At 27.7% G+C, this 9,350-nt stretch carries 8 protein-coding genes and 1 pseudogene; 3 read left to right on the top strand and 6 right to left on the bottom strand.

What is annotated here, in order from left to right:
- Positions 1–258, bottom strand: a pseudogene (locus NSA50_RS07635) (hypothetical protein); the annotation flags it as partial.
- A 56-nt stretch (positions 259–314) separates the two neighbouring features.
- Complete coding sequence (locus NSA50_RS07630; RefSeq protein ID WP_257444192.1) at positions 315–494, bottom strand: hypothetical protein; 180 nt, start codon at positions 492–494, stop codon at positions 315–317.
- Between the two features lie 378 nt (positions 495–872).
- Between NSA50_RS07630 and speD the strand changes: the two genes are divergently transcribed.
- From speD to NSA50_RS07615, 3 genes are all read left to right on the top strand, one after another.
- The gene (gene speD / locus NSA50_RS07625; RefSeq protein ID WP_195264222.1) at positions 873–1,292 is read left to right on the top strand and encodes an adenosylmethionine decarboxylase; all 420 of its coding nucleotides are present in this window, start codon (positions 873–875) and stop codon (positions 1,290–1,292) included.
- Positions 1,293–1,301: 9 nt separating this feature from the next.
- Positions 1,302–2,147, top strand: a complete 846-nt coding sequence (gene speE / locus NSA50_RS07620) for a polyamine aminopropyltransferase (RefSeq protein WP_195264248.1) — start codon at positions 1,302–1,304, stop codon at positions 2,145–2,147.
- Positions 2,148–2,337: 190 nt separating this feature from the next.
- Complete coding sequence (locus NSA50_RS07615) at positions 2,338–3,480, top strand: DUF4139 domain-containing protein (RefSeq protein WP_257444190.1); 1,143 nt, start codon at positions 2,338–2,340, stop codon at positions 3,478–3,480.
- Between the two features lie 58 nt (positions 3,481–3,538).
- Here NSA50_RS07615 and NSA50_RS07610 read toward each other — a convergent pair whose 3' ends face one another.
- From NSA50_RS07610 to NSA50_RS07595, 4 genes are all read right to left on the bottom strand, one after another.
- Entirely contained in the window at positions 3,539–5,266 is a 1,728-nt protein-coding gene (locus NSA50_RS07610) for a methyl-accepting chemotaxis protein (RefSeq protein ID WP_257444188.1), read from the bottom strand.
- Positions 5,267–5,445: 179 nt separating this feature from the next.
- Positions 5,446–5,946 carry an anaerobic ribonucleoside-triphosphate reductase activating protein gene (nrdG, locus tag NSA50_RS07605; RefSeq protein WP_257444186.1) on the bottom strand — a complete coding sequence of 167 codons (501 nt, stop codon included), beginning with the start codon at positions 5,944–5,946 and terminating at the stop codon, positions 5,446–5,448.
- Positions 5,947–5,960: 14 nt separating this feature from the next.
- Positions 5,961–8,081, bottom strand: coding sequence for an anaerobic ribonucleoside-triphosphate reductase (nrdD, locus tag NSA50_RS07600; protein ID WP_257444184.1), 2,121 nt, complete (start codon positions 8,079–8,081; stop codon positions 5,961–5,963).
- A gap of 280 nt (positions 8,082–8,361) precedes the next feature.
- On the bottom strand, positions 8,362–9,276 hold the full coding sequence (locus NSA50_RS07595) for a M15 family metallopeptidase (protein ID WP_195428571.1): 915 nt from the start codon (positions 9,274–9,276) through the stop codon (positions 8,362–8,364).
- Between the last annotated feature and the right edge of the window lie 74 nt (positions 9,277–9,350).

Raw genomic sequence — 9,350 nt, 5'->3', positions numbered from 1 at the left:
TATTTCATTTCCATTTATAGTTGTTTCTAATTGTTCAAATGTCTTAGTTTCTTCATTATAATAAAATACAGCTAAGTTAGCCTTATTTAAGCCTTTTAAATCTTCATCTGTTAACTTTAAAGTTACAATTGCAACTCCATCTTTAAAGCTATGAACTATAACTACTTCTTCGCCATTCTTAATCAATAAGTTAAATTCAAATACTTTTTTAACTCCTCTAATTCCAGCTGTAATAGTTGCATCTTCTTTAACCTTCATTTCAAAAATTAATTTTCATTGTTATTGTCTTAGCTGCTTATCCAGCCCTACCATTATCAGGTATACCAAGGTAAGTCAATGGTTCCTTGTGTAGGCTCAATATGAAGTTTAAATTCATTCATACCTGCCCTTAATTTTATTTCTTCTACATATACATTTCCGTACTCGTCCATATCCCCAGGATATAATTTATTAATATCTTCATCATTTATTGTAAACCCTACTCCATATGGCACTGTAGCTTTTAATGTAAATTCTTTTTTATCAGTTTCATATTCATACTATCTCCATAAGATATTCTTGTCATAGAAACCATCATAGGCATATCTCCCCAACGAAGTACATAATCATCTATAATCATTGAATTTCCACCTTGATTCTTAACAGTTAACCTTCATATTTTAACTTTAATTAGCATTTAATTAACACAAAAATATTAATTGACAACATTTCCCCCTATTGCTAAAATGATATAGTTAGTATAGTTTAACTCTAAGTTTACTATTACTAAACTTTTATGTGTTTTTAGGAGGTTTCATGAGTGAAGCATTTTTGCTAATTAAATATTTATCTATTGGATGGAACTAAAATTTTAAATTTATGGAGGGATTTTTATGAAAATTGAACAATTAGGAAGACATATTTTAGTGGAGTACTATAACTGTGACAAGGAGATTTTAAAAGATCATGCTATCATTGAAGAGCATATGAAAGAAGCTGCTATCGTATCTAATGCAACAATAGTCACAAGCTGTTTCCACAAATTTAATCCCTGGGGAGTAAGCGGTGCTGTTATAATCCAGGAATCTCATCTTACAATTCATACATGGCCTGAATATGGTTATGCATCAGTAGATCTATTCACTTGCGGTGATACTGTTAATCCTTGGCTTGCATTTAAATATCTTGAGGATGCATTAAAATCTGAAAGAAGTGAGTCTACTGAAGTTGCAAGAGGTTTAGTTGACAAGGTTAAAACCTTTTCTAACGGAGCATATGATAATATTCAAGTAAAGCATAAAATGGAGGTTTAAGATATGGATATGGAATTATGGTACACTGAAAATCAAACTCAAAACGTAAATTTTTCTATGAAAGTTAAAAATCACTTGTATTCTGAACAAAGTCCATTTCAAAAAATTGATATATTGGATACTTATGAATTTGGAAGAGTACTTGTAATTGATAACTGGACAATGGTTACTGAAAAAGATGAATTTATTTATCATGAAATGATAACTCATGTGGCTATGGCTACTAATAAAAATATTAAAAATATTTTAGTAATAGGAGCTGGAGATGGCGGTACCGTTAGAGAATTAACTAGATATAAAACTGTTGAAAATATAGATATGGTTGAAATAGATGAGGCAGTTGTTAGAGCATCAAAAGAATTTTTACCTTTTACATCAAATAAGCTAGATGATAAAAGAGTAAACTTATTTTTTGAAGATGGAATTAAATTCGTTAAAGGTAAACAAAATTTATATGATTTAATTATAGTAGATTCTACTGATCCAATAGGACCTGGAGAAGGCTTATTTACTACTGAATTTTATAAAGATTGTTTCTCTGCATTAACAGAAAAGGGAATTCTTATAAATCAATGTGAAAGTCCTTATTACCCACATAATGCAAGAGAGATGAAAAGATCATTTAGCAAGCTAAAAAGTATCTTCGATATATGTGAAGCATATCAATATCATATGCCTACATATGCTTCTGGGCATTGGATGTTTTGCTTTGCTTCTAAAGAACTACATCCGTTAAATGATTTTGATGCAAATCACTGGAACTCATTAGGCTTAGTTACAAAATACTATAATACAAACTTACATAAGGGAGCTTTTATGATTCCAAATTATGTTAAAGAAATCTTAAATGATTAATTAATACAGTGCCAATAGGATTTTAAATCTTATTGGCTATTTTTTCATATATTAAAATAAGTATTTAAACAATATAACAGAATATATAAATCTCTATAATACTCTTTTGTATCTTCCATATAAAATATATGCACCTTGTGATATATATTTTTATATCATAATACTATAACAATTATTCTAAGAGGTTTTAATGTACGGAAAATCTACAAGTTCACAAACTAAAAATCTTTCCCTAACAGTATATAATAATACAGCTTTAATAAATGAAACTAGAGAAATTCCCAAATACAAATCTGATCCTAATCCTTATATTACTATTGAATACTTTGATATAAGTAAGTATATAGATGAAACATCTGTTATAATTACAGGCATTGATGATTTCATAATGATATTTAATTATCTTTGTTGCAATAATAAAAATCCTAATCCATCTCCATGTGATACTTGTGAAAACTTAATACCTAATTCAATTTTGATTAAAGGAAACAATATTGATTCAAAAGAAATAAAAGCATATTATTTAACTGATAATATTAGATGGTCTAGTAGTTATACAATAATTTTATATGAAAAAACATTAGAAATTCACTCTTGGTTCAATCTTATAAACAAATCTGGTATAGATTACAATAATGCTACTTTAAAAGTTATAGCCGGTGATGTGAATTTAGCCTATAAGAATTTATATATCTCTAACACTCCTATTCAATCTACCAAATTAGAAAGCAGTACTCCTATTACTGATATAGAAATCGCTGATTACTATATTTATACAGTACCAGGTAAATATAATTTCCTTAATAATACAATAAAAAGAATAAAAAACTTTTATAAAAATGGAATTATATATAGTAAACTCTATGATTTTGGATACGAATCTATAAATGCTAATATAATAATTAAGTTTCAAAATACAGCTGAAAACAATTTAGGTTTCCCATTTCCATCTGGTAATATAAATTCTTATACTCGTTTTGATGGTAATTTAGAATTTGTAGGTGGTAGCACCATTAAAGATATAGCTAAAGATAGAGAAGTTTCATATATAATGGGAAAAGCATTCGATGTTACTTCTCAAAGAAAAATAATTACTTATCAGAAATACAAAGATTATATTCTTAAAGAAGTTCAATATATAATTACTAATACCAAAGATGAATCTATTCCTATAAAGATATGTGAACCTATATTTGCACCTTGGGAAATGAATTTTGCTACTGATAGATATCAAACTGATAAAAATGGAAATCCATGTTTTCAAAGCATAATTGAACCAAATTCAAAAAAAGAAATATTGTTTAGTTACAAATATGATGTTACATCTAGTTAGTACTTAAGCAAGGTATTATTAAATATAGATTTATTTAATAACACCTTGCTTGTTTATCCTACTCTCTTATTTTAAATACATCTATAGATTCCTTTAATTTTTTTGAACTATCCATTGCATTATTAGAATTAATTATAGTTTTATCTGACTTATTACTTGCATCTACAATTTTATTAGCAATGTTAGTAATTCCACTACTGCCTTCTGCTGTTGCTTTAGATACACCATTCATAATATCAGAAATCTCTTTAATAGAAATTAATAAATCATTAGAAATTTTATCAAACTCATTTACTATATTATCTATTAATATCCCATCATCTTTATATGTTTCTGTTACTCGTATCATATTAGAAAATTCATTTTGTAAATCCTTATCCATAAAACTAATTAAACTATTTGAACTATCTATAAGACTGTTAACTGCTGTAGATATATCATTTCCTGTCTCCTTTATCTTTATAACAGAGTCTTTTGAAGCTTCTGCAAGCTTTCTTATTTCCTCAGCCACCACTGCAAATCCTCTTCCTGATTCTCCTGCTCTTGCAGCTTCTATTGAAGCATTTAAAGCTAGAAGATTAGTTTGCTCTGTTATCTCTATAATTATTTCTGACAATTCATATATCTTATTAATTACTTTAGTTTGTTCTATCGCACCTTTCAATGTTGCTTTAGTACTTTCTAAAATTTCATTTGTATTGTTAAGCCCTAAATTAACAGAATTTTTATTATCTACTGCTCTCTTGCTTATTTCTCCTGCAATCTTTGATCCATCTTTTGCTTTATTTGCTATTGATTCAGCAGATATTTCTATAGATTCAATTGAATGATTTATTTCTTGAGTGGAAGCAGCTGTTTCTTCCATAATTGCCGTTACTTCTTCTGAAGTAGCTGCCATATTTTCTAAGCTAATATTTAAATCATATATATTTGAATTAATATTCTTAATAGAATATTCTGTATTTTTTGATTCTATTTTAACATTTTCTAATAAAGTACTAAGTGAATTTTGAATTATGGTTATATACTTTAATATAATTCCAAGTTCATCTTTTCTATTTAAAGCTTTTTTATCTATTTCCCTTGAGAAATCTCCCTTTGAAATTATCTCCATTTCATTTACAGCTATCTTCAAAGGCTTAACAATATTTCTTGTTATAAGTGCTGCTGCAATAATTCCAGTAATTAATACCAGTATTATACTTGTAATCAATAATGAAATTAATTTTTTTATAGCCTGCTCATTTTCAATTTTTATACTTTCTGCTATAGTATTGCTATAATTAGCAAGCTTGTTTAATTCATATCTAAATCCTTCACCAAAATCAAGTTCAACTAATTCAAGTTGTTTTTTAGCCTCACCTCCATTACCTGAAATAGCTAAATTAATGATTTCATTTTGATTCTCTCTATAAGATTTCAATTTAGTCTCAATTCCGATTATTTCCTTACTTGTATGCTCATCAATATATATATTTTTATAATTACTAAAATTTTTATCAAAGCTTTCCTGACTCTTAATTGCTTTCTCCTTTTCTTCTTCTTGAAGATCCTTATTCCCGACATTTAAAATAATTTTATAAATACTTGTTTCAATACTACGTTCTTCATTTATACTATTATTCAAGCTTAACACAGATGAAAAATTCTCATTATACATCTTTTGCATTCTTTCATCAGCTTTATTGAGTTGGAATACTCCTATTCCTCCTATAAAAAGCATCATTAAAGTTAAAGTAGTTGTTAGGATAAATATTTTTACTCTAACTTTTAAATTTTTAATCATATATCCACCCCTCTTATAATTAAATTTATGTACAATTTAATTATCTATTATAATATCTACTCAGTCAAAATATTCCTTAAAATTGTCAAAACTTTATAATAATTGTCAAAATACTTTATAAAAAACAAGAAAAGCACTTTGTAAATAATTCATTTACGAAGTGCTTTTAATATTAATATTTATAGTTGTATCTCTATTACTTCATTTTTTTCAAGACTTTTTAAAACATCTATTACCCTTTGATTGCTTGATCCTCTATACTTTAAGGATATATTTCTTTTATCTATTTCAAATCTGCCATCTATAAGTACATCTACTGAAGATAATATAGATAATCTATTTTCATTTTTTATTATATCCTCATATAAGTAACCAGACCATAACCAAATACTTTTTTTAGTTTCTTCTTTTATTCTTTTTAATAAATTTAATAAATCTTTATCTTGTATTTGGTCCATAGGCTCTCCCCCCAAAATATTAACGCCCTTTACATTTGGATTTTTAACATATTCTATAAATTCTTCTTCCGTTTCTTTTGTCCACTTATCACCATAATTGAAATCTTGTAAATCTTTATTAAAACAACCCTCACAATTATTAGTACATCCACTTACAAATAATGTACTTCTTATACCTGGTCCATTACTAACATCAAATTTTCTTATTTTAGAATAATTCATTTAGAAAACCTTCCTTATAAATGTAATACTCTATCTCCAATTTCAGCAGTTCTACCTTTATTCCAATAATTAGTTCCTATATAACCACAAGTCCTTCTCATTACTTGCATTTCCGCTTCTTCCTTATTTCCACAAGATGGACAGAACCATTCTAAATTATCATCTAATTTAATTTCACCAGTATATCCACATTTATAGCATATATCTGGTTTAGTATTTATTTCTGCATATTGTATATTATGATATATAAAGTTTATGATTTGCTCAATTGCATCTAAATTTTTGCTCATATCAGGAACTTCTATATAAGAAATACAACCACCTAAACTTATGTTATGGAATTGAGATTCAAATTTTAATTTACTAAATGCATCTATTTCTTCACAAACATGAACATGATAAGAGTTAGTATAGTATAACTTATCTGTTACATTTGGAATAACCCCAAATCTATTTCTATCTAGCTTACAAAATCTATATATTAAGTTTTCTGCTGGAGTACCATATAAACTAAAACCTAATCCAGTTTCATCTTTCCACTTCTGGCACGCTTCATTCATATGATTCATTACATCTAAAGCAAATTTTTCCCCCTCTTCACTTGTATGACTTACTTCAAGCATTGATTGAACCATTTCATGTATTCCTACATAACCTAATGACAATGTTGAATATCCATCTTTTAACAACTTATCTATTTTTTCTTCTTTTTCTAACCTTGCTATTGCACCATGTTGCCAATGTATAGGTGAAACATCTGAAAGTGTTCCAAGAAGCATATTATGTCTTGTTAAAAGAGCTTCCTTACAAAGTTCTAATCTTTGATTTAACATATCCCAGAATAATTCCATATCCCCATCTGCAATTATGCCTATTTGAGGTAAGTTTAAACTAATTACCCCTTGATTGAATCTTCCATACCATTTATAGTTACCTTCTTCATCCTTCCAAGGTGAAAGATGTGATCTACATCCCATTGGTGGAAAAGTATTTCCTTCATAATTCATTCTCATCATCTTTGCTGATTGATAATCTGGAACTAATCTTTTTGCTGTACACTTTGCAGCCAATTTAGTTATATAATCATATTTCCCACCTTCAAGGCAATTATGATCATCTAATAAATAAACAAGTTTTGGGAAAGCCTCTCCTATTTCTTGTCCCTTATAATTTTTCATACCTTCTAATCTTTGCTTTATCATTTCCTCACAAATTAAGGCCATTTCTTCCTCATACTCATTACCTTCCTCAATCTCTAGGTAAATTGTACTGAAAGGAGCTTGACCATTTGTAGTTTGCAATGTTGATAATTGATATCTTATAGTTTGAACTCCATCTCTTAATTCCTTAAGCTTCATATCTTTAGCTAACTCTCTTGCAAGTTCTTCATTATTATATTTTTCTAAATACATCTTATAAGTTTTTTCTTCAGTTATCCTTAAAAATTTTGCAAGATGTTTTATTGTTATACTTTGTCCACCATATTGATTACTTGCAACTTGAGCCATTATTTGAGTAGTAACAGTACAAGCTGTACTAAAAGATTTAGGCGTTTCTACAAGCTTATCATTTATCACTGTTCCATTATTTAGCATATCTTCCAAATTAATTAAACAGCAATTAAATATATTTGAAAGAGTATAATCCATATCATGCCAATGTATTACTCCTTCATCATGCGCTTGAACTATATGGGTTGGAATAAGCCTTCTTCTAGATATATCTTTTGAAACTTCTCCTGCAATTAAATCTCTTTGTGTTGCTGCTATGACTGAATTTTTATTTGAATTTTCCTTTATAACATCCTCATTAGTTTTATTTAAAAGACTTAGTATACTTTCATCCGTTGTATTTGTATTTCTCTTAAACTCTTGTACTGCTCTATATCCTTCATAGGACTTAGCTGTTACAATTTGTCCGTAGTGAACAAGTCTATCGTAAACATAAGATTCTATTTTATGTATAGTTGGAGTATCCCCTTGTTTTGAAAAATATTTTTCAGCATCATTTGCTATAAGCTTTGCTATATCTGCTAAATAAATACCACTTCCATTTTTCATTGCTTTAGAAATTGCAGCTCTTATTTTCCCCTTATCAAATTCAACTATACTTCCATCTCTTTTAATAACTTTCATTTAACCCATCTACTCCCCTTTAAAAGTTTTTGAAACCTTTATATTTTATCTTCTTTTAGCAACTCATTTTCTAATTATACAATAAAACATTTTTCATTGCATTTTTACAACATCTCATTTTATTAAACAATCCTTTCAAATTTTCGTTTATATCAAAATTACCTTTGTTTTATGTACATAATTGATATTTTTTTAATCACCCTTTGCTTTTGCATTTTAAATATAAATAGTCTTTTAATAATAACCCCTAGGTGCCATTAATAATGCTATTATTCGCATTTTATAATTTCTCATCAATTAAATTTATTTTATTTTGTGTTTCATCATTTATAGGCGCACCTTCATACCATTTATCATTATTTATCTTTGATGTCTCAGCAAAATATTTACTTTTTAATATTATTTCTGGTCTGTACTCAAAATGTAAGATATCAAAATGCTCCCATTTTCCTCCCCAAACGAATCCATTTTCTTCAAAGACTTTTACTAACTCCTTAGGATAGCCTTCTATTCTCTTGCTTCCTTTAGTTTTATCTACCCATTTCCAATAATCTGCATCATTTCTACTTAAATCTATGGCTATTCCATAAGCATGTGGGCTAAGCCTTCCAGTATCTTGAATAACCCTATAATTGTAACCTCCACTTATCGGGAAAATATAATTATTAACTTTATTATCTGTTTTGGATAGTTCCCTTGCTTCATTTAAAGCCTTTTTTAAAGACTCTCCTGCTTTAGCATTTTTATTAAACATTACATTACCACATGATGTTGAGAAAGAAGATAAATTCTTTTCTATTTGATTTTGATTGCTCCCATAAATACTATTAAGAAAAGAATATGCCCTTCCTCTACCTGGATCCATTCCATCTATAACTGTACTTATGCTCTCTAATGGATATATATCTTCTAAAGTATCTTGCAAATCTGCATTGGCTGTTTTCATATCTTTACATTTTTCCTTTTTATCGTCATATAAAACCTTTTTATCATTATTCAAAACCAAGTATATATAGTTATCTTCAGATACCTCAATATCCTTTATTTCTTCTGGATAAGCTAACATTAAAACTAGTAAATCCCGCTTAGCATTATTTATATATGTATTATCTTCCATCCTCATTGCTTGTGGACTATATACTACTATATTAAATAGCACCAGCATACTATATATGATTATTGATTTCTTTTTCATACTTTCACCTACTTATAAATTTATATTTTTATTATTCCTAAAAAAAATAAACATACTCTAATAATTGATAATTT

The sequence above is a fragment of the Clostridium mucosae genome, assembly GCF_024622765.1.
Taxonomy (GTDB): Bacteria; Bacillota; Clostridia; order Clostridiales; family Clostridiaceae; genus Clostridium.
The sequence above is the reverse complement of the archived record's forward strand: the minus strand, read 5'-3'. Positions and strand labels throughout refer to the sequence as shown.

Coding starts and splice junctions, on each gene's coding strand:
- nrdD (WP_257444184.1), bottom strand. CDS start 8,081: ATGAAAGTTATTAAAAGAGATGGAAGTATAGTTGAATTTGATAAGGGG.
- nrdG (WP_257444186.1), bottom strand. CDS start 5,946: ATGAATTATTCTAAAATAAGAAAATTTGATGTTAGTAATGGACCAGGT.
- speD (WP_195264222.1), top strand. CDS start 873: ATGAAAATTGAACAATTAGGAAGACATATTTTAGTGGAGTACTATAAC.
- speE (WP_195264248.1), top strand. CDS start 1,302: ATGGAATTATGGTACACTGAAAATCAAACTCAAAACGTAAATTTTTCT.
- NSA50_RS07610 (WP_257444188.1), bottom strand. CDS start 5,266: ATGATTAAAAATTTAAAAGTTAGAGTAAAAATATTTATCCTAACAACT.
- NSA50_RS07595 (WP_195428571.1), bottom strand. CDS start 9,276: ATGAAAAAGAAATCAATAATCATATATAGTATGCTGGTGCTATTTAAT.
- NSA50_RS07615 (WP_257444190.1), top strand. CDS start 2,338: ATGTACGGAAAATCTACAAGTTCACAAACTAAAAATCTTTCCCTAACA.